This window comes from Polynucleobacter sp. MWH-UH23A, from assembly GCF_040409805.1.
Taxonomy (GTDB): Bacteria; Pseudomonadota; Gammaproteobacteria; order Burkholderiales; family Burkholderiaceae; genus Polynucleobacter.
Window position 1 is genome coordinate 796,914 of the sequence record NZ_CP099572.1, and the last position, 25,032, is coordinate 821,945.

General features: G+C 45.7%; 23 protein-coding genes. 12 read left to right on the forward strand and 11 right to left on the reverse strand.

The features are described 5' to 3' along the window. Position 1 precedes the first annotated feature (1 nt). Positions 2-1,051, forward strand: coding sequence for an Ldh family oxidoreductase (locus tag NHB35_RS04275; protein ID WP_353433162.1), 1,050 nt, complete (start codon positions 2-4; stop codon positions 1,049-1,051). Between the two features lie 19 nt (positions 1,052-1,070). Next, positions 1,071-2,042 carry a tripartite tricarboxylate transporter substrate binding protein gene (locus NHB35_RS04280; RefSeq protein ID WP_353433163.1) on the forward strand — a complete coding sequence of 324 codons (972 nt, stop codon included), beginning with the start codon at positions 1,071-1,073 and terminating at the stop codon, positions 2,040-2,042. A 32-nt stretch (positions 2,043-2,074) separates the two neighbouring features. Here NHB35_RS04280 and NHB35_RS04285 read toward each other — a convergent pair whose 3' ends face one another. Then, positions 2,075-2,776 carry a pirin family protein gene (locus NHB35_RS04285; RefSeq protein ID WP_353433164.1) on the reverse strand — a complete coding sequence of 234 codons (702 nt, stop codon included), beginning with the start codon at positions 2,774-2,776 and terminating at the stop codon, positions 2,075-2,077. A 78-nt stretch (positions 2,777-2,854) separates the two neighbouring features. On the opposite strand from NHB35_RS04285, the gene NHB35_RS04290 reads away from it, so the two are divergent. Then, positions 2,855-4,267 carry a TAXI family TRAP transporter solute-binding subunit gene (locus NHB35_RS04290; RefSeq protein ID WP_353433165.1) on the forward strand — a complete coding sequence of 471 codons (1,413 nt, stop codon included), beginning with the start codon at positions 2,855-2,857 and terminating at the stop codon, positions 4,265-4,267. On the opposite strand, the gene NHB35_RS04295 is transcribed toward NHB35_RS04290, so the two are convergent. The 3 genes from NHB35_RS04295 to NHB35_RS04305 all read right to left on the reverse strand — a co-directional run bounded on the left by NHB35_RS04295 (position 4,268) and on the right by NHB35_RS04305 (position 6,449). Next, positions 4,268-4,726, reverse strand: coding sequence for a phosphate-starvation-inducible PsiE family protein (locus tag NHB35_RS04295; RefSeq protein WP_353433166.1), 459 nt, complete (start codon positions 4,724-4,726; stop codon positions 4,268-4,270). 106 nt (positions 4,727-4,832) lie between these two features. After that, on the reverse strand, positions 4,833-6,107 hold the full coding sequence (locus NHB35_RS04300) for an NAD(P)/FAD-dependent oxidoreductase (RefSeq protein ID WP_353433167.1): 1,275 nt from the start codon (positions 6,105-6,107) through the stop codon (positions 4,833-4,835). 9 nt (positions 6,108-6,116) lie between these two features. Then, positions 6,117-6,449 (reverse strand): c-type cytochrome, encoded by a 333-nt coding sequence (locus tag NHB35_RS04305; RefSeq protein WP_353433168.1) that lies wholly within the window; start codon positions 6,447-6,449, stop codon positions 6,117-6,119. A gap of 198 nt (positions 6,450-6,647) precedes the next feature. On the opposite strand from NHB35_RS04305, the gene NHB35_RS04310 reads away from it, so the two are divergent. The 3 genes from NHB35_RS04310 to NHB35_RS04320 are packed head-to-tail and all read left to right on the forward strand — an operon-like array spanning position 6,648 to position 10,269. Next, on the forward strand, positions 6,648-8,381 hold the full coding sequence (locus tag NHB35_RS04310; protein ID WP_353433169.1) for a phospholipid carrier-dependent glycosyltransferase: 1,734 nt from the start codon (positions 6,648-6,650) through the stop codon (positions 8,379-8,381). Then, positions 8,378-9,649 carry a sialidase family protein gene (locus NHB35_RS04315; RefSeq protein WP_353433170.1) on the forward strand — a complete coding sequence of 424 codons (1,272 nt, stop codon included), beginning with the start codon at positions 8,378-8,380 and terminating at the stop codon, positions 9,647-9,649. Before NHB35_RS04310 ends, NHB35_RS04315 begins: the two co-directional genes overlap by 4 nt. After that, positions 9,646-10,269 carry a hypothetical protein gene (locus tag NHB35_RS04320; RefSeq protein WP_353433171.1) on the forward strand — a complete coding sequence of 208 codons (624 nt, stop codon included), beginning with the start codon at positions 9,646-9,648 and terminating at the stop codon, positions 10,267-10,269. Before NHB35_RS04315 ends, NHB35_RS04320 begins: the two co-directional genes overlap by 4 nt. Positions 10,270-10,337: 68 nt before the next feature. On the opposite strand, the gene NHB35_RS04325 is transcribed toward NHB35_RS04320, so the two are convergent. From NHB35_RS04325 to fabI, 6 genes are all read right to left on the reverse strand, one after another. Continuing rightward, the gene (locus NHB35_RS04325) at positions 10,338-11,327 is read right to left on the reverse strand and encodes a tripartite tricarboxylate transporter substrate-binding protein (RefSeq protein ID WP_353433172.1); all 990 of its coding nucleotides are present in this window, start codon (positions 11,325-11,327) and stop codon (positions 10,338-10,340) included. Positions 11,328-11,417: 90 nt separating this feature from the next. After that, entirely contained in the window at positions 11,418-12,263 is an 846-nt protein-coding gene (locus NHB35_RS04330; RefSeq protein WP_353433173.1) for a CoA ester lyase, read from the reverse strand. A gap of 23 nt (positions 12,264-12,286) precedes the next feature. Beyond that, positions 12,287-13,663, reverse strand: coding sequence for an MmgE/PrpD family protein (locus tag NHB35_RS04335; protein WP_353433174.1), 1,377 nt, complete (start codon positions 13,661-13,663; stop codon positions 12,287-12,289). Between the two features lie 9 nt (positions 13,664-13,672). Next, entirely contained in the window at positions 13,673-14,557 is an 885-nt protein-coding gene (locus NHB35_RS04340) for a MaoC family dehydratase N-terminal domain-containing protein (RefSeq protein WP_353433175.1), read from the reverse strand. Positions 14,558-14,592: 35 nt separating this feature from the next. After that, the gene (chrA, locus tag NHB35_RS04345; protein WP_353433176.1) at positions 14,593-15,930 is read right to left on the reverse strand and encodes a chromate efflux transporter; all 1,338 of its coding nucleotides are present in this window, start codon (positions 15,928-15,930) and stop codon (positions 14,593-14,595) included. Next, on the reverse strand, positions 15,927-16,712 hold the full coding sequence (gene fabI / locus NHB35_RS04350; RefSeq protein WP_215317584.1) for an enoyl-ACP reductase FabI: 786 nt from the start codon (positions 16,710-16,712) through the stop codon (positions 15,927-15,929). The genes chrA and fabI overlap by 4 nt, the downstream gene beginning before the upstream one ends. Before the next feature lie 134 nt (positions 16,713-16,846). Here fabI and NHB35_RS04355 point away from each other — a divergent pair, with 134 nt between their 5' ends. The 5 genes from NHB35_RS04355 (at position 16,847) to NHB35_RS04375 (ending at position 23,182) form a co-directional block, all read left to right on the forward strand. Beyond that, complete coding sequence (locus NHB35_RS04355) at positions 16,847-18,649, forward strand: extracellular solute-binding protein (protein ID WP_353433388.1); 1,803 nt, start codon at positions 16,847-16,849, stop codon at positions 18,647-18,649. An 11-nt stretch (positions 18,650-18,660) separates the two neighbouring features. Further along, complete coding sequence (yejB, locus tag NHB35_RS04360; protein WP_353433389.1) at positions 18,661-19,725, forward strand: microcin C ABC transporter permease YejB; 1,065 nt, start codon at positions 18,661-18,663, stop codon at positions 19,723-19,725. Continuing rightward, on the forward strand, positions 19,722-20,747 hold the full coding sequence (locus NHB35_RS04365) for an ABC transporter permease (protein ID WP_353433177.1): 1,026 nt from the start codon (positions 19,722-19,724) through the stop codon (positions 20,745-20,747). Before yejB ends, NHB35_RS04365 begins: the two co-directional genes overlap by 4 nt. Then, positions 20,744-22,390 carry a dipeptide ABC transporter ATP-binding protein gene (locus NHB35_RS04370; RefSeq protein ID WP_353433178.1) on the forward strand — a complete coding sequence of 549 codons (1,647 nt, stop codon included), beginning with the start codon at positions 20,744-20,746 and terminating at the stop codon, positions 22,388-22,390. The genes NHB35_RS04365 and NHB35_RS04370 overlap by 4 nt, the downstream gene beginning before the upstream one ends. Before the next feature lie 138 nt (positions 22,391-22,528). Beyond that, positions 22,529-23,182 carry a C40 family peptidase gene (locus NHB35_RS04375; protein ID WP_353433179.1) on the forward strand — a complete coding sequence of 218 codons (654 nt, stop codon included), beginning with the start codon at positions 22,529-22,531 and terminating at the stop codon, positions 23,180-23,182. A 28-nt stretch (positions 23,183-23,210) separates the two neighbouring features. Here the strand turns inward: NHB35_RS04375 and NHB35_RS04380 are convergent, their stop codons facing one another. Continuing rightward, positions 23,211-24,026 carry a patatin-like phospholipase family protein gene (locus tag NHB35_RS04380; RefSeq protein WP_353433390.1) on the reverse strand — a complete coding sequence of 272 codons (816 nt, stop codon included), beginning with the start codon at positions 24,024-24,026 and terminating at the stop codon, positions 23,211-23,213. A 274-nt stretch (positions 24,027-24,300) separates the two neighbouring features. On the opposite strand from NHB35_RS04380, the gene scpB reads away from it, so the two are divergent. Further along, positions 24,301-25,032 carry an SMC-Scp complex subunit ScpB gene (gene scpB, locus NHB35_RS04385; RefSeq protein WP_353433180.1) on the forward strand — a complete coding sequence of 244 codons (732 nt, stop codon included), beginning with the start codon at positions 24,301-24,303 and terminating at the stop codon, positions 25,030-25,032.

Consider the following 25,032-nt stretch of genomic DNA (forward strand, 5'->3'; position numbering starts at 1 on the left):
GATGAAATATTTATCCATTGCAGATGCTCAAGGATTCATCGCTAGAGCGCTAGAGGCAGAAAAAGTACCTGCAGCGGATGCAAAATTGATTGCTAACCTGATGGTGCAATCGGATCTGGTTGGCGCTGATGGACATGGAATTTTTCGGTTGCCTGCTTACCTTAAGAGAATACGTGCTGGCGGTGTAAATCTTCAGCCCAATATTCATGTTGAGCGCGAGCAGGGCGCGACTGCGCTCATTAATGGCGACAATGCGCTAGGTCATTTAGTGATGAACCGTGCGGTTGAGCTTGCGCTTGAGAAGGTGAAGCAAAATAGCGTCTGTTGGATTGGAAGTCATTATGGAAATCATTCTGGCGCCGCATCAGTATATGTTCGTAAATTAGCTGAAAAAGGCTATATTGGAATTTATATGGCGGTTGGCAATGCGAATCACATGGCTCCATGGGGTGGAATTGATTTGCTTTTATCAACCAATCCAATTGCTATTGCCGTTCCTGCCGGTAAAGAGCCAATTGTCTTATTGGATATAGCTACTACAGTCGCCGCCTACGGTAAAGTAAAAGTCGCTGCGCAAAAGGGCGAATCTATTCCTGATGATTGGATGATAGATAAACAAGGCAAACCGATTACAGATCCAAAGCGATCTGCTGAAGGTTCTTTATTGCCAATCGGTGGCTACAAAGGCTATGGCTTAGCAGTCATGATTGGCCTATTAGCCGGCGCCTTAAATAATGCGGCAGTAGGCAAGGGAACAATTGATTTCAATGCTCACCATGATTTGGTTACCAATACTGGGCAAACGATTATTGCGGTAGATCCAAGTGCTTTTGGTAATAGGGATGACTTCATCGCTCGGGTGATTGAACTGGTGAATGATTTGAAAAGCTCGACAACCCTTCCTGGAGTGAAAGAAATCCGCGTACCAGGAGAAGGCGCTGCTAAAACCATGTTAGAAAGACAGAAATTGGGCATACCAGTTTCGCCCGAACTGCTAGGTGCCTTAAATGCCTGCGCTAGAGAATGCGGAATAGCGACTCTAGCACTATAAAAATTCTGGAGGAGACAATATGTTTAAAAATATAATCAAAAACATAGCAATCAGCGTAGCGATATCAGCCCTTTTTGCGGGGGTGGTCAATGCCGCCTATCCGGATAAACCAATCAAGATGATGATTGGTTATGCGCCGGGTAGCTCAACGGATATCGTAGGTAGAATGATTGCGAATGATTTAAGTGTTGCGCTCAAGCAACCAATCGTTGTTGAGAATCGTGGTGGAGCTGCAGGAAGTTTAGCTGCAGAAGCAGTGGCTAAAAGCAATCCAGATGGCTACACGATCTTATTCGCGCAAAACGGTTTGGCAATTAATGTTGCCGCAAATCCAAAATTACCCTTTAACGGTCAAAAAGATTTATTGCCTGTAGTGGGTGTTGCTGCCACTCCTCACATTCTGATTGTGAACAATAATTCTCCAGCGAAAAATGTAGCTGACTTAATGGCGATGCTAAAAGCTGACCCTGGAAAATTGAGCTTTGGTTCTTCTGGCATTGGGAATTCGGATCACATGGCAGGAGAGTTGTTTCTGGCTACCACTGGTTTGCAAGCCATTCATGTGCCCTATAAAGGCGGCTCACCTGCTGCTACGGATTTAGTAGGAGGGCAAATTGATTTCTATTTCGCAGGAATGCCTGTAGGGCTTCCGCTCTATAAAGGCGATAAGGCGAGAGCTTTAGCGGTGACAAGTAAAAATCGTTTTAGTGGCGCTCCTGAGTTGATGACTATTCAAGAGGCTGGGGTGAAGGGCTATGAGATGGCTTTATGGCAGGGCATGTTTGTGCCAGCCGGAACACCACAAAATATTATCAAGGCGCTTAATAACTCAACTCTAAAAATTCTGGAAACCCCTGAGATGAAAGAGCGTTTTCAAAAAGCGGGCGTCCAAATCGCACCGATGGACACCAAGCAGTTCTCAGAGCTTTACTTTTCCGATATAGCAAGATGGAAAGTGGTGATGGAAAAAGCCAAGATTAAACTAGACTAATTTCAAAACCAGTCTTACTACAGAATTACTGCTTAAGCGCTGAGGTCAAACACTAAGACTTCAGCGCTTTTTCCATTGGAAATCGTCAATTGAGACTCATCTTGTATTAACAGAGCATCACCACCGTTGAGATCCAGGTTATTGACTTGCAGAGAGCCGCGAATAAGGTGGACATACGCTTTACGACTTGGGTCCAATTCGAGGTCGGCGGACTGTTCGCCGTCAAATAAACCTGCATATATTTTGGCATCAGCTGAAATACTGACTGATCCAGCCTCGCAAGTTGGAGAGGCAACCAAACATAACTTCCCATCCTTATTGACAGTTGGAATGGTTTTTTGTTCGTAGCTAGGTGCAATTTCTAATTTATTGGGTTCAATCCAAATTTGTAGGAAGTGAGTGGTCTGGTCTTTTGCATGATTAAATTCGCTATGCATTATCCCAGTGCCAGCACTCATGCGTTGCACATCCCCAGGGGGAATGCCTTTGATATTTCCCATGCTGTCTTCATGTGCCAGCTCACCCGATAGCACATAGCTAATGATTTCCATATTTCGATGGCCGTGCTTCCCAAAGCCCATCCCAGGAGCAACGCGATCTTCATTAATAACCCGTAAATTCCCCCAGCCCATAAAACGGGGGTCGTGATAGCCAGCAAATGAAAATGAGTGAAAGCTTTTGAGCCAGCCGTGGTCGGCATAGCCTCGCTCTTGGGATTTTCGGATAAATAGCATATCGAACGTCTTTTCTTGATTATTGCTGCATTAAGCACATTATCATTAGCTTTTGAAATATTTGCTAAATGGTTGGGCATGGGAAGCTTTAAAGAGAATACTCACGAAACCTTTTTGGGTTTAAAAGAGACTATTACTGAGAAATGGTCTGATTTCATCCAATTCTTAGAAGAGGCGTGGCCGCTATTAATTCTCTTGCTCGCGATTTTGATGGGTATTTGGTGGTATGCAGACCCACCTCCGCCAAGACATGTGCAAATGGCCACTGGATCAGCAGGTGGTTCCTATGAAGAGCTTGGTAAAAAATATGCTGAGTATTTCGCTACAAAGGGCGTAACACTTGAGCTTGTCCCAACAATGGGCGCACAAGAAAATCTCATTCGCCTAAGCGATCGAAATGACCCTGTTCAAGCCGCCTTCGTTCAAGCGGGAGTAGAGCGACCTAAAAATATTAGCGGCATTCAATCCTTGGGTTCTATTGGTTATGATCCGATTTGGTTCTTTTATCGCGGCCCTGAAGTAAAGAGTAGCGACTTTCAAGTAGTCGCTGGGCACTCAAAATATTTTTCCAATCGCAAAGTGTCTGTAGGGGCCGAGGGGAGCGGAACTCATGCCCAAACTACCCGGATTATTAAGCTATCCGGATTGGAGAATGCCGGATTGCAGTTTGTGAACTACCCAGGTGAAAAGGCTGTTAAAGCTTTACAAGCTGGTGAGATTGATGGCGCATTTATTGTTGATGCTTTAGAGGCGCATAACGTGCAGACTTTGCTTAAGGATCCCCAATTACACTTAGTTACCTTTAAGCGTGCAGAAGCGTTCACGAAGCTCATTCCATACGTGAAAATTTTGAACGTCCCTGAGGGGGCCTTTAATCTGCAGCGTAATTTCCCAAATCAAGATATCAAGTTAATTGCAACCACAACCAATTTGTTGATTGATGATCGGATGCATCCGGCGATTCAGTTTCTCTTTTTGGAGGCTGCCCGCGCAATCAATGGTAAAGAATCCTTTTTTGCGAATAGAGGTGAGTTCCCATCCTTTAAGGATTCTCTTTGGCCAGAAAGTCCAGTAGCTGTCCACTACGAAAAGAACAGTTATCCACTCATTGCGGCGTACTTTCCATTTTGGATGGCGGAGTTTATTAACCGTCTGTTATTTATCTTCTTGCCGTTTTGTGTAATCGCCTATCCTGTTCTGCGAGCTTTACCAAGCTATAGAACTAAGTTGATGTACAACAAGATCAATCGACTATACGGGGAATTAAAAACTTTTGAGCAAAGTCTATTGGCAACGTTTGACAGCGCTCAAAGAGATGAATACTTGAAAAAGCTAGATTTATTGGAATATCAGGCGCTCAACATCAAGGTATCGAAACGTCTCGCCGGTGACTATTACACCTTGCGAACAAGCATCGACTACGTACGCAATTGTTTGAATAGGGGTGTACACCCCTATCAGTTCAACGATGCAGTCGACCCGGATCTTTGATTATTCGTTTTCTGCGTGGCGACTTGGAAATTTAAACGAGGCGTAGCGAACGACTGCATTGGCCAAGGCTAGAACAAGAATAGTAATCCCCATGAGCAGGATTGCCATATCTGCCTCGTGCTTGGTGTTTACCAAATCAATAATCAGACGTGTTACTGCAGTAATCGCAACATAAATTAGGAACCGTACCGGCATATGGTTGGTCTTGAAATAAATTCCAACCATAGCGCCGATTTCAAGGTAGATAAATAAAAGTAGTAGGTCTTCGATGGATGCAGATCCTTTGCTGACCATTCCCAAGAAGGCAACTACTGCAGACCAAACTGTTGCAGCGCCAATGCCAAACAATGCAATCCGATGAAAGAGCGAGACAAACAAATTGCCAATGGGTACTGTCCACCGCTCAATAGCGTTCTCTATTTTGGTTGCGTCTTTCGGTGAAGTTGGGGTCATATTCATAAAGCCTCCTATATTATTGTTATTGAGCTCAGTATATTTATCGGAGTAAATAAGTAAACAAAAAAAGGGGCAAATGCGCCCCTTTTTTCATAAGTGTTGACCCAGATCAACCTAGGGCGTCTGCCCAAATATTGTGGGCCCAACCCCATGCGTACACTCCTTCCAAGGTTGATGGGGCAGCCGAAAGGCCGCCAGAGCCTGGAACCGGTTTAAAGGTCTTCTCTGCGGCAATGTACTGGTGCACACTTGCCACATGGACCACCTCCTTTGTATTAACGAAACTGTAGCAGGTGTTTGTTAATACTGGGGAGGGATTCACTTCCCAGCCGCTGAGTTCAGCAACAATTGCAGCCGCCGCAACTTTAGCGTGTTGATTTGCCATGTGACCAGATTTTGGCATTGCAAAAGCAACCTGTATTGAATCACCTAATACATGGATATACTTTTGCGCTGTTGACTCAAAGTTCAGAAAATTCACATTAACCCAACGACCATTGGCATTGGCAAGACCAGTTTTAACTGCAATGTCACCAGCGCTCATAGCGGGTAATAAGTTCAATACATCCGCTTTGATGTCTTCTTGAATTTCAAACTTAATTGTTTTGGTTTTTGCATCAACTCCAGTCACATTGTATTTTGGTAAATACTCAATCATGCCGGGGTACTGTTCTGCCCACACTTTTTTGAAGAGCGCACCTTTAGAAACCACGTCTTGATTGGCATCTAGGATGAGTACTTTGGACTTCGGCTTGTGTTGCTTGAAATAGTTTGCTACTTGGCAAGCACGCTCATAGGGTCCAGGAGGGCAACGGTATGGTGCCTCTGGAATGCTAATCGCAAAAGTTCCACCATCTCGCATTGCGGCTAGTTGCTTATGTAAGGTTACAGTCTCGGGACCTGCTTTCCATGCTTGCAAGGTAACCCCAGCTTTATTGGCTTGCGCGAGACCTTCGATGGTATTCATTAGCAGGCTTGTGCCTGGCGACAAAATCACTTTGTCATAGCGTAAGGTTTTACCCGATGCAAGCTTGACAGTTTTTTTTTCGGGATCAATGTTGCTGACACTGTCTTGAACCATCTTGACTCCATGCCGCTTGCTTAGATTGTCATATGGGCTAGTAATATCGGCTAAAGTGCGTGATCCACCAACTACAAGGTTAGATAAGGGGCATGAAACAAATGCGGCGTTGGGTTCTATCAAAGTCACATTTGCTGTGTTGTTGGAAAAAAGACGTAAATACTTCGCTGCGGTAGCGCCACCATAGCCACCACCAATTACAAGTATTTCTGCTTTTTGTAAGTTTGCACGGGCTTGACCGGCAAAGCCTGCCAATAAGCCAATTCCAGCTGCGCTTTGTCCAATAAAGTGTCGACGATCCATGTTGGGCTCCTATTTATTTCCCAATTGCTTGGCGATGATTTCGAGTTGCTCATCAGAGTAACCTTTGGCAAGTTGCGGCATGATCGTACCTTCTCGAGCACCAGATTTAAATGCTTTGAGTTGAGTCAGAATCTGCTCGCTAGTCAGATTGTTGATTAATGGCATGCCACCATCAACTACACCTTTACCATCGGTGCCGTGGCAGTTAGCACAGGTTGCAGCCAGTCCGCGGTGATATAGATTGGTCGCCTCTGTTGACTGTGCTTGGGTTTGATAAGAAATAAAGAAAAGGTTTAAAAAACCTAAAAGGTATAAAGAGGGCTTTATTTGTTTCCATCGCATGAGAGCAATCTCCATTTCTAATTGGCGCCTAAGTGAGGGCAACCTTGTTTATAAGCTTGTACTATCTTAATCAAGAACTAGGGAAATGCGAAGGAAGTGAGACTCTTTTTTTAAGATGAAATTTTTATATATTCATACCCAATTAGGGGTAAAACCAATTTTGCCGCTACAAGCCCCTTGCCCCTATAAACTATAGATATGCGTGGCTCATTCACCCTCCGATATTCACTAGTTACCTTGGTCTTGGCCATATTTGCCTACCTTTACGGTCTAGATAGTCGTTTTGCCCCTAAAAATGGGGATGAGTACCCCTATATGCACATTGTGAGAATGACCGCGGATTCGGGATCATGGTTGCCGCTTCAATCTGAAATGGACGGCATTAAAAATACCAAGCCACCACTGATTTTCTGGCAGGGGATTGCTAGTACTCATTGGGCAAGTCAATGGAGTCTAGAAAACTTACGTTGGCCAAGCGTTCTCTACACCGCACTTACTGCATTGCTACTTTTTGTGTCTGTTCGTCGTTTTAGCGGAAAAACACAAACTGGAATTCTTGCGGCATTGGTTTGGCTATCTTTTTTTGCAAGCTATCGATATGGTCGACCATTTTTGACGGACCCTCCAGAAGTATTTTGGTTAAGTCTGCCATTTTTTGCGCTTCTATATTGGGGTAGAGCTGCCTTTGAATCGAAATTACTATTTCCGGTATTTGCAGGCATATCTTTAGGTTTTGCCTTATTTGCTAAATCATTTGCTTATATTGTTCCCGCTACATTTGCTCTGGGCTTGTATTACTGGCACTGGCGAAAGTGGAGTATTTCTCAAATACTCATTCGCGATCTATATAAATTGATATTGCTTGGCACTATCGCACTTGGTATTTTCTCCCTATGGTTTGCCTTAGACCCAAACCCTGAGGCTGTTTGGCGGGAGTTTGTCTTGGGTGAGAATGCAGGGAAGTTTTCCGCTAGAAGCTCTAATTATTTTTTGGATTTCATAAGGGGTGGTGACAGCATTTGGATGTTAACAATTACATCACTGGCAAATGCTGGACTCTTTTTCTTTGTACTGATTTCAACATTGCTGCAGTGCTGGCGTGAAAGACGGTTCATGTCTGCAGAGGGATCATTATTGTTAGTGTTGGTTGCAGCTTTCTTCTTAGTGTTTGGCTTGCCAAGTCAACGATCTGGTCGCTATCTTCTTCCCGTGATGCCGGCATTTGCTGCTTTGATCGCTATGCATTGGGATCGATTGCCTTTATGGGGATTCCGAATTGCACTGGTATTGCAGTTGCTCATACTCGCCCTATTGTTATGGCTTGGGCTCAATCTTCAGCTCTCTACATTGATCGGAGGGTCAAGTACTTGGCATTACAACCCAGCGCATTGGTTTTTGATGGGACTGAGCCTATTACTTGTCATTATTGGATTAATCCGACGTGAGCGCAGCAAGGCTTTTGCCTTAATGGCATGTTTTTTGGTTTATAGCGCTTTAACGAGCAGCTTGGCTCCGCTTGAAGGTCAGCTAGGGCGATTTTCTGCGCAGACAATTGAGCGTCTGCAGGGTAAAGATGTATGGATTCCATGCGACTATCGCGCAAAAGATGAGGAATATCGATTGCTTCTTCCAGGGGTTCAATTACATGGTTATCTAGCTAAAGACGCGGGCAATATTGAGGGGCTTACTAAAACGTATCCAATTGTTGCTGTACATGCACCAATGGGTGCCGTACCTATCTTATGTGAATCCTGTCAGATATTAGGTCAACGCATGGAGATGAGAGCGCGCCACTCCGATAAAGAAATTAAAGAAATGTTACTTGGAAAAATTGCTGAGCATTTGTTTGTGGTCGAATACTTAGTTTCCACTCCAGTCGCTACTTCTATCACTAACCTAGATCTGTTAAATGTGAAGGATGTTTGTAGATGAGTCGCGTGCTTGCATTTTGTTTTTTGTTATTGGCAGCAGTGCTTGGCTTTATTCACATTGATAGTCGGCCAAGTTGGGCGTCGTTTGCTACGAGTGATGGTGTTCATGAAGAGTCTGTGGAAGTATCAGCAGATAAAGCTCCAGAATCAAAGATAAGCGCTATAAAAGGGAAGTCTATTTCTCAACCCGCAGTCCAAGGCCCACACATGGACTGGTTGCCGGACACAGGCGCCGCCTCTGTACATGCCGCTTCATTAATTGGATTAAAGGATGGTGGTGTTCGGGCATTTTGGTTTGCTGGTAGTCGCGAAGGTGCTCCAGATGTGGTGATCAATACGGCAGTCCTGGATCCAAAATTAAATATATGGGGTCCACCAAGCCTGGTAATAGATAGGGTTGCCGCAGAAAAAGGCCTATCACGCTATATTGCCAAGCTTGGTAATCCCGTGCCAGCACGACTTGCTGATGGACGTTTGCAGCTATTTTTTGTAACGGTATCGATAGGGGGTTGGGCGGGTAGTTCAATCTCAACGATGTTTTCTGAGGATGAGGGTGCAACATGGACGCGTCCACAACGTTTAATTACATCACCGTTTTTTAATCTCAGCACTTTAGTTAAATCACCAGCAGTAGCGTTTGCAGATGGTCGCTTAGGATTGCCCACCTATCACGAATGGATTGGTCGCTTTGGTGAGTTTTTGAGATTAGATGCCGCTCAGGTGCTAGATAAGCGTCGCATGAGTGCAGGGCGAAGTGCCATACAACCAGTTATCTTTATAGATGACGCACAAAGTGCGACAGCACTTTTCAGGCAAACGCGTGGTGCAGGGAAGCCAAAACAAATTCCAGTAACTGCCACTCAAAATGCCGGTCAATCATGGCAATCATTGGGTGATTTAGAGATTTTGAATCCCAATTCAGCAGTGGCAGGGGTGTTGTTACGAAACGGAGCTCATTTACTGGCGCTTAATAATATTGAGGCAGGGCGTTATCGCCTAGTATTAATGATGAGTAAGCCCAAATCAGGCGAATGGCATATTGTAGAAACCATCGAAAACGATGAAGCTTTGCCAGAACAAGAGCGTAAGGAGTTTTCTTACCCATATTTGCTGAGCACGCATGGTGATGATGCGCACTTGGTTTACACCTGGGATCGTAAAAAGATTCGACATGCTTATTTCTCAAGCACATGGTTGGATCGGACTTATAAGCAATTACCAGTTCCAGTTGAAAAACAATCTGCCGCTGAATCAGGAGGGGTGCAATGAAAAACGATCTCATGCAGACCATCGCCTTGGTAGAGATGTCGATTACTTGCTCTGTGGTATTGATTCTGCTGCTTCAAACCCTTTCTCGTAATGGCATTCCATTCTCTATAAAGACCTTACTGCTTTTAATGTTCGCCAATCTGTTTTTTTGGCCGCTTGGAATGTCGATGGAATTACCCTTAGCAGGTTATGTGCGTGGGGTGCTTGGGGATCTGAGCATTGTGAGCATGTTGTTACTTTGGAGCGCCTTGTTGCCGAACCAGCAAGTGACTCCCACTCCAATTAAATGGTGTATTGCAATTTTGGCCATTGCTTTTTACCCCTTTGCTTTAGGCGTCAGCATGTTTGATCCTTACGCTTGGGGTTATGGATCATTTGCTTTCCTAATAGGTGTTCTGATTTTTGCCTTGGTATGCGGCCTAGCTGGTTGGGTCAAAGGGGTTTGGATTATTGGTGCTGCCATCATTGCATGGAGCTTGCGTTGGCATGAGTCCAGTAATTTGTGGGATTACCTTTTGGATCCCGCGCTAGCAATTTGGGCTTTGTTTGCTGCATGGAATGGATTGCGTAAGCAACGAAAAGAAAAAGCTCGATCTGGGTATTTATTTAGACCAGGTTGATAGTCTATCTATAGGTAAAAATAAAGCCAGCTAAACAACTAGCTGGCTTTTTTTAGTACGGAGATAGATTAGTCTGCGTATGCTCCTGCTTTACGAATCACCGGACCCCATTTATTGATTTCGGCATCCAAGTGATCTTTAAGCCCATTTGGCGTTCTCTTAGCTGGAGGAACGATTTCAATATTGGACTCCGCTAAACGAGTCTTCACTTCAGGATCGTTTAAAGCAACGTTGAGTGCTTTATTAATCTTATTGATGACAGCTTGAGGGGTTCCCTTAGAAACATACATACCATGCCAAACTTTTACATCAAAGCCTTTGAGACCTTGCTCATCCAACGTAGGAACATTTGGCAGGGCAGGGAGACGTTTTGGTGTGGTTACGCCATAGGTTTTTACGAGACCATCTTTAATGTATGGAATGGTTTGCGTAGTTTGATCGCATAAAAGATCAACTTGTCCACCCAAGAGGTCGGTTAGCGCAGGACCTGTGCCTTTGTAAGGAACGGTAGTGAGTTCTACGCCTTCACGAGACATAAATAGGAGGCCGCACAATTGAGAAACTGCGCCTGGACCAGCATTAGCCAAGGTGACCTTCTCTTTGTTTGCCTTGATATAAGTCTCGAGCTCTTTAAAGTTGTTTGGCGGGAAGTTTTTACGACCCAATAGAACCATTGGTACGTCAACTACTTGGCCGATGTATTCAAAATCTTTCATCGGGTCAAAAGGTAGCTTCTTGTACAAAGCAGGGGCAGTAGCCATACCCATGTGGTGAATAAAAATCATGTAGCCATCTGGAGCAGAGCGAGCCACGCGAGTAGCGGCAATTGTTCCACCAGCACCAACGGTATTTTCAACGATGACAGATTGACCTAATTCCTTGCCCATAGGAACTGCAATTAAGCGAGCAACTGCATCTGTAGGGCCGCCCGCAGCAAATGGAACCACTAAGGTAACTGGTTTATTTGGGTAAACATCAGCAGCCATTACGCTGCCAGATATGAAAGTGCCCGCAACAAACGCGCATGCACTTGCAAGTAAGGATTTATAAAATGTCATGATTAGTCCCGCCGTAGTTATATAGTTTTTTCTGGTACTGCTCGGAAAGGTATTTTGCCATTTTTTGGCAAAAAAGAGTTTGCTTCTAAATTAGTGTTTACCAGCAATTGCTAGTGTTCTTTTGGCTAAAAGAACTACGGGTCTATCAATCATCTTTCCGTCTAATTTCACGGCGCCACCCTTGGAGGCTTTGTCCGCCTCAATCACCCTTTGAGCCCAATGAACTTCTTCTTCTGTAGGCATAAAGGCTGCTTGAACAATAGCGACCTGCTTGGGGTGAATACAAAGTTTCGCACCAAAACCCATGCGTTTGGCACGCTCAGCGTCATCGGTAATGCGAGGTAAGTCATCTGTCGATGGTGTAACCCCATCAACTGGAGGGGTAATTTGCGCAAGTCGAGAAGCCAGCACGATTTGATAACGCGCAGTTTGTAGTTCGGTCTCTTGTGCATCGCACATCATGCCAAGATCAGCTTGTAAATCTAGATTACCTAAGGCCAGACGCAAGACTTGATTGGAGTTTGCGATCTCGTTGAGGTGATGCAAGCCAAGAGCAGTCTCAATCATCGGGATGATGGCTGTATTTGGCAGTATGAGGGCAGCACCATTAATTTGATCTAAAGATTCACTTTTAGGAATGAGGATGCAAGCAACTTGTAACTCTTGCGCCAAAATTAAATCCGCTGCATAAAATTTGGAGCCTGGTGAATTTGTCCGAATCACAAGCCGTTTTTTTTGCTCATCCGAAAACTGCGACCAAGCAGACCGTATTGCATTACGCGCAGTTTCTTTATCTTCTTCAGCTACCGCATCCTCTAGGTCTAATATGACGCCACTAGCGCCACTATCTAATGCCTTCAGAAAACGCTCTGGGCGAGTGCCAGGAACAAACAAGAAATTAGAGCAAAAACCGAGAGGGGTGTTCAGTGGATTCATATAAGAGGGTATGACTTTTGAAGTTATGTATTAGCTAAGAGATTACCAATCACTTGTTGTTTGCGAATATTCCACAAAAGATCAATCGCTTGATTCATTTCGCTTGGATTTGCTCCACCACTAAATGCGGCGAGACGAAGTGCTTTGTCGGTGATTTCAGCGCGGGTGAGAGTATTGCCAGGATCTCCCTTGGGCTCATCAACACGACCATCTAAGATTTGGCCATTTTGCAAATGTACCTTTACTTTGCCAATCCAGCGTTGAGGGTAGGCTGAATCAACTTCAGGATCTAAAGTCATAGTAACGCGGTCACGGAACAGGCAAATTGCATCATCATGAAAATGTTGATCGAATTCCTGTAAGCCTGCAAATTGATAATGCGCGATCAACGCAAGCACTGTGCCCATGGAAAACTTGGACTGATGAACGGTAGCGGGATCTGTCACAGGTCCTAGGACATCAATCGCGCCCTGATGAACTAGAGTTTCCACTTTTAGGATATCGCTCGGTTTAAGTTTGTGTGCAAGTATGACTTGCAGTAGCGCATCGGCAGCGGGGTGAGTATGACGACAGGAGGCGTGATATTTGAAGCTTGTTTCCACCAAAGCCCAACGAGTGCCCAGCCCATCAACCAGTTTGCTGGGAACCGCATCACTTGACATGCCGGCCGCTAAACCTTGTTTACCTTCCAAAATATGCTCTGCACCAGTAAAGCCAGACTTGGCAATGTAAGCAGACATCAAGCCGGTGGAGGCGGCATGAGCGGTATGCAATTGCTTGGAGTCGGCGGCATCTCGCAAGAATTCCCAAAGACCAGCAGATTGTGTGCCTGCAGAACCAAAGGCATGCAGCATTTGTTCTGGATTGAGTTTGAGTAGTCGCCCTACAGTGGCTGCAGCAGCGATAGTTCCTGCAGTACCTGTCGTATGAAAAACTTTGTAGTGTGAGCGACCCAAAAATTCACCAACACGTATACCAACTTCATAGCCAGCAACAGCAGCAACAATCAAATCCTCACCGGATGCGCCTATCGCCTGTGCACAAGCTAGCGCCGGAGGAAACACCACGGTAGCTGGATGAAACACAGAGCCGTTATGCACATCGTCTTGCTCAGCCACATGGGATGCGGCAGCATTTGCCATTGCCGCTAAAAAGGGGCTTGATGTTTTGCGAGTAATGAGGATTTCAGATGGTCCAGCATGAGAGACATCGAAGCCACCCATCTGCTGTGCAAACTGAGTAATCGTTTCAACCGGGCGAGAGCCTTTGCCGGCAATTGCAGAGCCAAACCAGTCGACCAAAAGATCTTCTGCTCTAGCAATAACATCATTCGGAATATCAGAGATGTTGAGGTTTGCCGCAAATGCAGCAAGCTCACGAGAAAAATGTTCAGTTGTCATATCAAGTTTCTAGGCAAGAACTGCAGTAGCCTGCATCGTGAGCCAACCTTCGTGGTCTTGCGCCCAAATCGCAATCGTTTTGCCTGAAGGATCTTTTTCTAAGTCGGGTTTAGCGCTGACTTTGAAGATATTGATATCAAAAGTAGGCCGAATAGCACGGAACTCAAAGCTCTTGAGCTTGCAACCCGGAATGCTTAGGCGCACCAGATCTACGAGTAATGTCGCAATCAAAGGCCCATGCACGATGAGGCCTGGATAGCCCTCTATCTCAGTGACATATTTGCGATCGTAGTGAATGCGATGGCCGTTAAACGTGAGTGCGGAATAACGAAATAACAAAACATCGTCAGGAGTAATCGTCTTGCTCCATTTGGCATCACTTGGTGCAGACGTTGGTGCAACAGGCTTGTCATCTGGCCCTGGAGCATCGCGATAAACAATGTCGTGTTCCTCAATAATCGCCAAACCTTTTTGATTGGAGATTTCATGCTTGACTAAGACAAAAATCAAATCTCCTGTGCGGCCGGATTTATGGGTCACGGATTCAATTTTGGAAACGCGTTGAATTTCATCGCCAACTTCTAATGGTTCTAGCCATTGCACGCGACTACCTGCCCACATCCGACGGGGTAATGGCACAGGAGGCAAAAAGCCGCCACGCTTAGGATGCCCATCAGTACCGATTTCTGATTGACGAGCGTGCGGCAAGAAATATAGCCAGTGCCAAAGCTCGGGCAAAAAAGTGCCTTTGCTTGGCTCAGGGTCTTGTCTATCCAGAGTTGCTGATAGTGCGCGTACTGGCGCAGCGGTAACAGTGTCAGATAGCGTCTCGGTTTTGCCGAGCCACTCTTGAAGATGGGTGATGGTTTGAGGTTCAATTCGCATAACTTCCATTATGCCAATCTTAGGAAAAATACTATTGCGCTAGATCAGCCAAGCAATACGCCTGCTAGGTGACTAAGAAGGCCGGCAAGGGCGCAGCCGCCAAAAACTGTCATGACACCTTTTTGGTACTTGAATAGGGCAAGCGAGGCCGCACCACAGATGACAATGGAGAGCCATGAGATAGATCCGCCAATGCCATGTGGAAAGAACACGTGGTAAGCAAAAAATAAGCCTAGATTCACAATGACTCCGACAACGGCAGCAGTAATTGCGGTGAGCGGTGCAGTAAAACCTAGTTTGCCGTGCGTCGACTCCACAAGGGGTCCACCAACCAAAATAAAAAAGAATGATGGCAAGAAGGTAAACCACGTTGCCACAATTGCACCTAGCACACCAAACCAAAATGGATCACTATTTCCAATGAGGTGTTGAATGTGACCAGCTAGGTAACCAACAAAAGCGACAACCATGATGAGTGGGCCGGGCGTGGTTTCTCCTAGAGCAAGTCCATCAATCATTTGATTGGCACTTAGCCAATGGAAGTGATCTACTGCGCCTTGGTAAACATATGGTAATACCGCATATGCGCCCCCAAATGTTAAGAGTGCAGCCTTAGTAAAGAACCAGGCGATATTGGGGTAAAGCGTTTTCCATCCAAACACTAAACCAAGTATTCCGATAGGAATAAGCCAGCAGCACAGAGCGACGACACTATGCAGCACAGTTTTTTGAATACTAAATTGTGCATGCGGTGGAGTAGGGGTGCTGTCATCAATGATGGCAGCACCATAATGCGCAAGCGATTTATTGCTATGACCAGACTGCTGAAAATAATCTGGATAGCGTTTTCCACCCCAATAGCCAAGTGCTGCAGCAATCAAAACAATGATGGGAAAAGACAAGTTCAATATAAAGATTGCTAGAAAAGAGCACAGCGCAATCCATTTAAGTGCATTGTTGTGAATCGTCCGTTTACCAATACGCACGGCAGCATGTAATACGATTGCCGTGACCGCTGGTTTAATGCCGAAGAAGATGGCGGCGATCCACGACACTTGCCCAAAGGTGATGTAAATCCAAGATAAGGCAATCAAGATCAAGAGTGATGGTAAAACAAAGAGGCTGCCCGCCAAAATGCCACCCCAGCTGCGGTGCATCAGCCAACCAATATAGGTAACGAGTTGCTGAGCTTCTGGTCCGGGCAAAAGCATGCAGTAATTGAGAGCATGTAAAAAGCGCCGCTCAGAAATCCAGCGACGCTTTTCTACTAACTCTTGATGCAAAACGGCGATTTGTCCCGCGGGCCCCCCAAAACTAATGAAGCCAAGTTTGGTCCAAAATTTGAGGGCTTCGCGAAGGCTAATGGTTGAGGATGAACTCAAGCCTCTTCCATTCCGCCAATCACTTGGCTAAAGCCGTTATCAACGTAAATGATTTCTGCGGTTATGCCATTTGCTAGATCGGATAGCAAGAAGGCGGCAGTATTACCAACATCATCAATTGTGACATTGCGACGCAGTGGTGCAGTTTGCTCAACTGCTTCCAAAATCTTGCCAAAGCCCTTGATACCAGAAGCTGCCAAGGTTTTGATGGGGCCAGCAGAGATGCCATTGGCACGAATACCCTTAGGTCCAACAGAGCCGGCTAGGTAGCGCACAGATGCTTCAAGCGAGGCTTTGGCTAAACCCATGGTGTTGTAGTTTGGAACGTTCTTCATTGAGCCAAGATAGGTCAATGTCAGTAATGAAGATTTATCGCGCAACATTGGTAATGCTTCTTTTGCCATAGCCGGGAAACTGTAAGCAGAAATATCATGAGCAATTTTGAATCCCTCGCGTGAAAGGCCATCCAAAAAGTCGCCAGCAATGGCTTCACGAGGCGCAAAGCCGATCGCATGAACAAAACCGTCAAATTGCGGCCAGGATTTTGCTAAATCCTTAAATAGTGCCGAGATTTGCTCATCACTACCAACGTCACAGTCAAAAATGAGCTCGGAATTAAATTCTTTCGCAAAATCCACAATACGGTCTTTAAAGCGCTCACCAACGTAGGTGAAGGCAAGCTCGGCACCTTCACGGTGGCAGGCTTTGGCGATGCCATAGGCAATCGAGCGGTTAGAGAGGAGGCCGGTAATGAGGATTTTTTTGCCAGCGAGAAAGCCCATATTGTGTCCTTTGCTTCAAATATGATTTGCTATCTACAATTGTTGCATATATGCCAGCCCAAACCCTTTTTGCCCCCTTTGCCATATTTCGCAAAATTACCCAAATCTTGCTCTTGGCCGCCCTGACGGGGGCAATGAGCGGTGTGGCATTGGCGGCTCAGGGCATTGCTCAATATGGCAAACCAAAGTATCCGGACGGCTTTGCCCATTTTGATTATGTCAATCCCAATGCACCCAAGGGGGGTACCCTTGTTTTGCCAAATCCAGGTCAAAGAACTAGCTTTGATAAGTTCAACCCATTTACATTGCGTGGTGTGACCGCACCTGGCATTGAGTTGATGTTTGAGTCTTTGGCTGAAGGTAGTGCTGATGAAACATCGAGCGTTTACGGATTACTTGCAGATGACATTGAAGTTGCAAAGGATCGCAAGTCAGTTACGTTTCATATTCGTCCTGAGGCAAAATTTTCAGATGGCAGTCCCGTATTAGCAGCAGATGTGAAATACAGCTTTGATGTGCTGATGAGTGGGAAGGCACATCCGCGTTACAAAACCACTTTTGCCGACATCTCATCTGCAGTAGTTCTTTCTGATCGATTGGTGCGTTTTGAATTTAAGAATAACAATTCAGAATTGCCGATTCTGGCAGGAACACTTCCCATCTTCTCGCGTAACTGGGGCAAGAAGCCTGATGGCAGCATGATTCCATTTGAAAAGCTTGCTTTCGAAACCCCAATCGGTAGCGGGCCTTATTTGATAGAGTCATTTAAGGCAGGCAAATCCATTGTCTATAAGAAGAACCCGCAGTATTGGGCTGATCAACTTGCTAAACCACTCAATATCAGAGTTGGCTTTTATAACTTCGACAGAATTCTTTATAAACTTTACAGCGATGATGCGGTGCGTCTTGAAGCATTTAAAGCGGGGGAGTTTGATGCCATCGTAGAGTACCGTGCCAAAATTTGGGCTAAAGGATATGTTGGGTCGAAATTTGATAACGGAACGCTGACCAAGAAAGCATTCATTAACCACAATGGCGCAGGAATGCAAGGTTTTGCAATGAATGTCCGCAGACCTATTTTTCAAGATCCGCGCGTTCGCCAGGCTTTAGGCTTGGCTTTGGATTTTGAGTGGCTCAATCGCCAGATCTTTTTTGATCAATATGGTCGGATCAACAGTTACTTTACGAATAGCGATTTGAGCGCGAACTTTGATGGCCCAAGTAAGCCAACTGAAGGCGAGTTGAAACTACTTAAGTCCCTCAAGGCACAATACCCACAGTGGGTGCCGGATGCCGTCTTTGGGCCTATGCCTCCAGCGCCATCAACCTTGCCCCCAAGCAGCTTGCGCCAAAACTTGCGTAAAGCACGAGAGCTATTAATGCATGCAGGTTGGCAATATCGCGATGGTGCCTTGCGTAATGAGAAAGGGGAGCCATTTCGTTTTGAGATTGTGGAGGATGGTGGATTCTTTCTCAGAGTTATTTCTGCATACATTCGCAATCTTGAGAAATTAGGAATTCAGGTGGACGTGCGCACCAGTGACTTTGCGCTTCATCAAAAACGCATGAATGAATTTGATTTTGATATGACAACTGTGCGTTTTCAGGACTCACAAAATCCAGGAAGTGAGTTATGGGATCGTTTTGGTAGTCAGGCTGCAAAAGAAAAGGGTTCCGATAATGTGATTGGAGTTCAATCACCCGTTGTCGATGCCCTAGTTGCGGAAATTACCAAAGCCCAAAATCGTGATCAATTAAGAACGGCTGCCCGTGCTCTCGATCGAGTGTTGTGGAATAGTTATTACGTAGTGCCGCAGTGGTACAACCCCACGCATCGCGTCGCCTTCCGAAAGGAAATGCGTTATCCAGAACCGCCACTGTATTACCAAGCTGAGCCTTGGATTATGCAAAACTGGTGGAAAGAGGAAAGTAAATAATGCAAGCTCAAATGCGCGTTTATATTCTCAAGCGTTTGCTGTTGATGATTCCAACTCTCTTAGGCGTCTTAACACTCACATTTGCCGTGGTGCAATTTGTTCCAGGTGGCCCAGTTGAGCAAATGGTGCTCGAACTCAAAGGTAAGGGTAGCGCTGCAACTGGTGGCAGTGAATCGTCGGGTGCTGGCGCAAATTACCGTGGCCGCCAAGGAATAGATGTACAGCGTTTAGAGGAGGTCAAAGCGCTCTATGGTTTTGATAAGCCGCCAGTCGAGCGCTACTTCATGATGCTTGGACGATTTGCTCGATTTGATTTGGGCGATAGCTATTACCAACATGAAAGTGTGTGGCGCTTAGTGGTTTCTAAGCTTCCAGTCTCCATCAGTATTGGGTTATGGACATTTTTCATTACTTATCTGGTATCCATTCCTTTGGGTATAGCAAAAGCAGTACGCGATGGATCACGTTTTGATGCGGTAACAAGTACGATGATTCTAGTGGGTTATGCCATTCCCGGATTTGTATTGGGTGTTTTATTGCTAGTGATATTTGGTGGCGGTAGCTTTCTGCAAATATTTCCTTTACGGGGTCTTACTTCGGATGACTGGAGTGAGCTCAGCCTAATTGGCAAGGTTATGGATTATCTGTGGCATCTTGTTTTGCCTATTACCGCATCGGTATTGGGTAGCTTCGCTGTAGTGACGATGCTGACTAAGAACTCATTCTTGGAAGAGATTCGTAAACAGTATGTGTTGACTGCCAGAGCCAAAGGCTTAACCGAGAAGCAGGTGCTATGGAAGCATGTATTTCGTAATGCGATGTTGCCGCTGGTAACTGGTTTCCCAGCCGCCTTTATTGGCGCCTTCTTTACAGGCTCCCTCTTGATTGAAACTCTGTTTTCATTAGATGGCCTGGGCTTACTATCTTATGAATCGGTGATGCGTCGTGACTATCCCGTTGTGTTTGGAACACTTTATCTATTTACCTTAATTGGATTGTTTACCAAACTCATTTCCGATCTCTGCTACGTTTATGTTGATCCTCGCATTCAGTTTGGTTCGGGAGGGGGGTCATGAGTCGTTGGCAGCGTTTTAAAACGAATCGCCGTGGTTACATCAGCCTCTGGATTTTTCTTGGTCTCTTTGGCCTATCTCTTTGTGCCGAGCTGATTGCGAACGATAAGCCTTTAGTGGTTCGCTATGACGGGCATTTTTATTTTCCGATTGTGAAGAATCAGCCTGAAACAGTTTTTGGTGGTGACTTTGCAACTCCAACAGACTTTTTAGATCCTGATATTCGTCACAACATCACAAGCGCTGGAAATTGGGCGATCTATCCACCGATTAAATACAGCTACGAGACACTTAATTACTTTGCGACTTCGCCCAATCCAGCCCCACCGTCCTGGCAGAATTGGCTTGGGACTGATGACCGCGGTCGTGACGTTCTATCTCGTCTGATCTACGGTTTCCGTCTATCTATTCTCTTTGGCCTTGCATTGACGATCGTGGGCGTTACTGTTGGTGTTATCACAGGTTCATTAATGGGATTTTTTGGTGGTAAGTTTGACTTGATTTCTCAGCGCTTGATTGAGATTTGGTCCGCAATGCCAGAGCTATATCTACTCATTATTTTTGCTTCGATCTTTCATCCAAGTGTTTTGTTATTGATTCTGTTGTTGGCGGCTTTTGGATGGATGGGTTTATCAGATTATGTGCGTGCTGAATTTTTCCGTAATCGCGCCCTAGAGTATGTGCGAGCCGCAAGAGCGCTGGGCTTAAGCAATGTACAAATCATGTGGCGACATATTCTCCCTAACAGTTTGACCCCTGTCATTACTTTCTTGCCATTTCGCATGAGCGCCGCAATTTTGTCTCTCACTAGCTTAGATTTTCTTGGGCTAGGAGTTCCTCCGGGTACCCCTAGTTTGGGCGAGCTTCTTTCACAAGGTAAGGGAAATCTAGATGCCTGGTGGATTTCCTTATCTACTTTTGTGGTTTTAGTCAGCACCTTGTTACTGCTGACCTTTATGGGCGAGGCCCTACGAGATGCTTACGACTCACGTAAAGCTGGACTCATGAACGGAGGTCGTTCATGAGTCTGTTGCGCTATGAAGACCTTTCTATTTCATTTGGCGCAGGGCGCCGTGAAAAGTTTGCTGTCAACCAACTTAATCTTGATATTGGTGTTGGCGAAAGATTGGCCTTAGTGGGCGAGTCCGGCTCTGGAAAAACACTTACTGCATTAGCGCCTCTCAGATTGGAGCCTGAAGGTGCCAAGGTAAATGGCAAAATTTTATGGAAGCCTCGTGATGCAAAAGAAGGGCATGGCGAAGTAGATCTCTTATCTTTGTCTATTGAAGATATTCGAGAGATTCGTGGGCGTGAGATTGCCATGATCTTTCAGGAGCCAATGACAGCCTTAAATCCGCTGTTCACGATTGGTAACCAAATAATCGAGGCGGTGCAGATTGATCAACCCTTGATCTCAAAGGCTGATGCAGTTGATGCTGCGATCGATTTACTGAAAAAGACGGGTATTCCAGAGCCTGAGCGCCGCTTCCACTCATATCCCCATCAACTGTCAGGTGGTCAACGGCAGCGTGCCATGATAGCGATGGCCTTAGCTTGTAAGCCAAGATTGCTGATTGCTGATGAGCCTACAACTGCATTGGATGTCAGTTTGCGGATGCAAATTCTCGATCTCTTAAAAGAGTTGCAACAAGAGTCTAAAGAGCACGGCGGTATGAGTATTTTGCTAATTACTCATGACCTCAGCTTAGTAAAGCATTTTGCGCAACGGGTTGCCGTTCTCAATCAAGGAAACTTAATTGAAGTTGGTACAACTAAACAAGTATTTGATCATCCGGTGGATCCCTATACTCGCGCCTTGGTAAATAGCGAGCCCGTACGCAATCTTGCACCTGTGATGCCCTTGTCACCAGTCCTATTAAAGACTGAGGAGTTATCGGTTGCTTATCCAAGTTCTGAAACAGTTGGCTGGTTTAAAAAAGCGCCACCACACAAAGTGTTAAAGAAAGTCAGTTTTGAACTAAAGCAGGGCCAAACGATCGGGGTGATAGGTGAATCTGGTTCTGGCAAAACCACGCTAGGCATGGCTGTTCTGGGCTTGCTGGGCGACTCTGCTGCCCAAGTCTCTGGCAGCGTGGATGTGCTTGGTAAAGATTGGCACTTGTTAAAACCAGTTGAGCGCAGAGCAATGCGCGCTAGCTTGCAGGTAATCTTTCAGGATCCATTTGGTTCGCTATCTCCGAGAATGAGTGTGTTGCAAATCATTGCAGAGGGCTTGGATGTGCATCATCCAAATCTATCTACCACTGAGAGAGAATCTCGAGTGATAGATATGCTTAAAGAAGTTGGTCTTGATCGCTCAGCCTTGCATCGTTACCCGCATGAATTTTCTGGTGGGCAACGTCAGAGAATTGCGATTGCGCGCGCACTCATTTTGCGCCCGCAGATTTTGGTCTTGGATGAGCCGACTTCAGCATTGGATGTCTCTATTCAAAAACAGGTACTCGCCTTGCTTTCTGAGCTGCAAAAGAAATACAACTTGGCATACATCATGATTAGTCATGATCTGGCAGTGATTCGAGCCATGTCTCATGAAGTGATGGTGCTCAAAGAGGGTAGGGTTGTGGAGTTTGGGGAAACCGAAACCCTCATCAAACACCCGCGACAGGTATACACAAAAGAGCTTTTTGCTGCGGCCGAATTAAGTTAAATGCCATTTCATGTGCTTATATTTGGTGCATATTTACCGAACAAAGATGCTAGTTAAGATAAAAAATCTAATAAAAACAACATATTAAGAGACATACTTCAACTTGGTTAATTGGTGGATCTTTGTTAAACTGATCAGATGTCATTCAAAAAAGCGCTTCTTTCGAAATACTTAGGACTCTTTTTGGTCTTGGGTATGCCTTTCATGGCTCATGCGGCTGATGCATCTGCAGATGCTGCTGCGGTCGCTGAAGCTGCAGTTCCAAAAGAGAGTATGTTTCAAGCAGGTAAGGCATACATTGCTAAGGTTTCTGATCGTCTTGCGGATACCGTCACTGGAAAATCTGAAGAATTAATTAACCGCGCCATGGAAGTGATTGGCGTGCGGTATCGCTGGGATACAGAGTTGCCTCAGTCTGGATTAGATGGCAGTAGTTTTGTTGGTTATGTATTTAAAGACAAGCTAGGCTTTTTATTGCCGCGCAAGTCCACGCAAATGAGTCGTGTTGGTAAGCCAATCAGTCGCGAGGAATTGCAACCAGGTGATCTCGTGTTTTTCAATACGATGCGCCTCACGTTTTCACATGTGGGCATTTATGTAGGTGACAATAAATTTATCCACTCACCATCGAAGGGCACTAGCGTGCGCGTAGATGATCTTGGTAGTTTGTACTGGGATAAACGCTTTGATGGTGCACGTCGCCTAGATGGCAGTGACAACCTGGACGACAGCGAGCGTCAAGAGTTGTTGAACGAAGTGAAAAACCTCAAACGTAAGTCACGAAGTCTTTAGACTCTCCTCGCTGTAGCTCTTATAGGGCCTAGCCCTTCAGCTTTTCCTTAATCAACCCCATTTGTTCTTGCGTGGCCACTTCGCCAGCAAGAATAGCGGCATTTCGGGATTTAAAGTCGCTGCCGCTCATTTGTTTTAGATGTGGTGTGATGACAATATCGGCACTTTTTAATTCAAACTGATTGATACTTCTTTGCATAATCGAGATCGTTTGTTGAAGCACGCCAAATGTGCCGCTCGCATCTTGGTGAACGGGCTCCGAAGAGATGTTGACCGCAATCACTATGGTTGCCCCCATTTGCCTTGCGTAACTTACTGGCACTGGCGCAACTAAACCGCCATCCACATATTCTTTACCGCCAATGATCGTTGGCTGAAATACGCCAGGAATACTGCAAGATGCTCGAACAGCTTGACCAGTGTTCCCAGTGCGAAACAACACACCTTTGCCTGATTGCAATTCTGTTGCAACGATTCCTAGCGGAATGCGCATTTGTTCGATGGATTTATTCTGCACTTCACGATTAATCATGTTTTGCAGGGCATCGCCCTTAATTAATCCGCCAAAGCGTCCTGCAAATGGCAAACCCCAGTCAGCAATAGTCGCTTCATCTAAATTCAGGGCAAGCCGATTGAGGTCAGTTCCGCTGACTCCAGATGCTAGTAGGGCCGCAATGACACTACCTGCGCTACTGCCAACGACAATATCGGGTCGAATTCCTTGTGCCTCGAGAGCTTTAATGACACCTACATGCGCAAAGCCTCGGGCAGCTCCAGCCCCCAAAACTAGCCCAACAACTGGCTTTTTTGAACCTATGAAGCTGCATGAGCTGAGGCCTCCCATGCTTAAAAGAGAGGCAATTCCAAGCTCCAGTGCTTGACGGCGACTGGGGGATGGTGGGTAGAGCAAGGTTTTTGATGAATTCGAATGCATATGGCTATTGTATTGAGCCTACCTTATAATGGCCTTACGGTGAACGAAAAAGACTTCGTGCAGCGCGGACAATTCCCAAACTAGAAATCAGATGGATCGCCCGTAGTCGCTAGAAAACACCTAACCCATTACTGAAATACATTTATAAGAGTCTAGTCAGGACATTCCTGATAGCCCAATTTTTATGGACGATCACAACAAGCGCGTTATCGAAACAGCCCTCCTGTGTGCACAGGAACCGCTCACCGTGGCTGACTTGTCACGCCTGTTTGTAGAAGATATCACTACAGCCGATATTGATGAAGCACTAGCAGAGTTACAGCGCGCTTGGGATGACAAGGGCATGGAGCTTGTGCATATTGCAACTGGCTGGCGTTTCCAAAGTCGTCTGTCTATGCGCGAATACTTGGATCGCCTCACGCCAGAGAAGCCGCCAAAGTATTCTCGTGCGGTAATGGAAACTCTGGCAATTATTGCCTACCGCCAACCCGTGACACGTGGCGAGATCGAAGAGATTCGTGGTGTTGCTGTCAGTAGTAACGTGATGAAACAGTTAGAAGATCGTGGTTGGGTTGAAGTGATTGGCCACAAAGACACCGTTGGCCGTCCAGGTTTGTATGCCACCACAAAACAGTTCTTAGATGATTTGAGTCTCACTAATTTACAAAGTTTGCCGATCTTGGAAGATGCTGCGCCAATGGCCGCTGCTGAGCAGTTAGGGCAAGCCGTGATGGAGTTTGATCCATCAGCAACAGTAGAGACGGTAATCATCGAAGAATCTGAAGTGACTGAAATTACTGAAGCCAGTGATGAAAACGCAGAGGCAGCAGCGGAAGAAACAGCAGAAGAAATAACAGCAGAAACAGCAGAAGAAGCAAGCCCAGAGTCTGATGAACAAACAGACGAAACAAAATAA

What these genes read in the sequence shown, in the direction of transcription:
- NHB35_RS04275 (WP_353433162.1), top strand. Translation starts at nt 2, where the DNA reads ATGAAATATTTATCCATTGCAGATGCTCAAGGATTCATCGCTAGAGCG.
- NHB35_RS04280 (WP_353433163.1), top strand. Translation starts at nt 1,071, where the DNA reads ATGTTTAAAAATATAATCAAAAACATAGCAATCAGCGTAGCGATATCA.
- NHB35_RS04285 (WP_353433164.1), bottom strand. Translation starts at nt 2,776, where the DNA reads ATGCTATTTATCCGAAAATCCCAAGAGCGAGGCTATGCCGACCACGGC.
- NHB35_RS04290 (WP_353433165.1), top strand. Translation starts at nt 2,855, where the DNA reads ATGGGAAGCTTTAAAGAGAATACTCACGAAACCTTTTTGGGTTTAAAA.
- NHB35_RS04295 (WP_353433166.1), bottom strand. Translation starts at nt 4,726, where the DNA reads ATGAATATGACCCCAACTTCACCGAAAGACGCAACCAAAATAGAGAAC.
- NHB35_RS04300 (WP_353433167.1), bottom strand. Translation starts at nt 6,107, where the DNA reads ATGGATCGTCGACACTTTATTGGACAAAGCGCAGCTGGAATTGGCTTA.
- NHB35_RS04305 (WP_353433168.1), bottom strand. Translation starts at nt 6,449, where the DNA reads ATGCGATGGAAACAAATAAAGCCCTCTTTATACCTTTTAGGTTTTTTA.
- NHB35_RS04310 (WP_353433169.1), top strand. Translation starts at nt 6,648, where the DNA reads ATGCGTGGCTCATTCACCCTCCGATATTCACTAGTTACCTTGGTCTTG.
- NHB35_RS04315 (WP_353433170.1), top strand. Translation starts at nt 8,378, where the DNA reads ATGAGTCGCGTGCTTGCATTTTGTTTTTTGTTATTGGCAGCAGTGCTT.
- NHB35_RS04320 (WP_353433171.1), top strand. Translation starts at nt 9,646, where the DNA reads ATGAAAAACGATCTCATGCAGACCATCGCCTTGGTAGAGATGTCGATT.
- NHB35_RS04325 (WP_353433172.1), bottom strand. Translation starts at nt 11,327, where the DNA reads ATGACATTTTATAAATCCTTACTTGCAAGTGCATGCGCGTTTGTTGCG.
- NHB35_RS04330 (WP_353433173.1), bottom strand. Translation starts at nt 12,263, where the DNA reads ATGAATCCACTGAACACCCCTCTCGGTTTTTGCTCTAATTTCTTGTTT.
- NHB35_RS04335 (WP_353433174.1), bottom strand. Translation starts at nt 13,663, where the DNA reads ATGACAACTGAACATTTTTCTCGTGAGCTTGCTGCATTTGCGGCAAAC.
- NHB35_RS04340 (WP_353433175.1), bottom strand. Translation starts at nt 14,557, where the DNA reads ATGGAAGTTATGCGAATTGAACCTCAAACCATCACCCATCTTCAAGAG.
- fabI (WP_215317584.1), bottom strand. Translation starts at nt 16,712, where the DNA reads ATGGGCTTTCTCGCTGGCAAAAAAATCCTCATTACCGGCCTCCTCTCT.
- NHB35_RS04355 (WP_353433388.1), top strand. Translation starts at nt 16,847, where the DNA reads ATGAGCGGTGTGGCATTGGCGGCTCAGGGCATTGCTCAATATGGCAAA.
- yejB (WP_353433389.1), top strand. Translation starts at nt 18,661, where the DNA reads ATGCGCGTTTATATTCTCAAGCGTTTGCTGTTGATGATTCCAACTCTC.
- NHB35_RS04365 (WP_353433177.1), top strand. Translation starts at nt 19,722, where the DNA reads ATGAGTCGTTGGCAGCGTTTTAAAACGAATCGCCGTGGTTACATCAGC.
- NHB35_RS04370 (WP_353433178.1), top strand. Translation starts at nt 20,744, where the DNA reads ATGAGTCTGTTGCGCTATGAAGACCTTTCTATTTCATTTGGCGCAGGG.
- NHB35_RS04375 (WP_353433179.1), top strand. Translation starts at nt 22,529, where the DNA reads ATGTCATTCAAAAAAGCGCTTCTTTCGAAATACTTAGGACTCTTTTTG.
- NHB35_RS04380 (WP_353433390.1), bottom strand. Translation starts at nt 24,026, where the DNA reads ATGGGAGGCCTCAGCTCATGCAGCTTCATAGGTTCAAAAAAGCCAGTT.
- scpB (WP_353433180.1), top strand. Translation starts at nt 24,301, where the DNA reads ATGGACGATCACAACAAGCGCGTTATCGAAACAGCCCTCCTGTGTGCA.